The sequence below is a fragment of the Herbidospora sp. RD11066 genome (genome assembly GCF_054661255.1).
This window is the reverse complement of record NZ_BAAGDO010000324.1, coordinates 1-242: the sequence shown is the minus strand read 5'-3', so window position 1 is coordinate 242 and position 242 is coordinate 1. Positions and strand designations below refer to the sequence as shown.

At 45.5% G+C, this 242-nt stretch carries 1 protein-coding gene; it reads left to right on the top strand.

The features are described 5' to 3' along the window. Positions 1-6: 6 nt before the first annotated feature. The coding region (locus ACYQ78_RS40035; RefSeq protein ID WP_459806223.1) for a hypothetical protein at positions 7-242 on the top strand (236 nt) is incomplete at its 3' end.

Genomic DNA, 242 nt, shown 5'->3' with positions numbered 1-242 from the left:
GCATATATGATGTTTTCTCGGGAAGCTTACGGAATACAGAAATCCAGTCCATTATGGCGAAGATGCGTCCGCGGTACAGACTCGTCGCTTGATATGGGTGTGGCCATGCTGTTTATAAATGGCAGTGGTTTTACAAATGAAAGTATAGGACATGCAAATGCGATGGTTCAGAATATCCGCGCGGCTCTCCTTGAAAATTTAAAAACGGTCACGTGGATGGACAGCATCACAAAAGAGGAGGC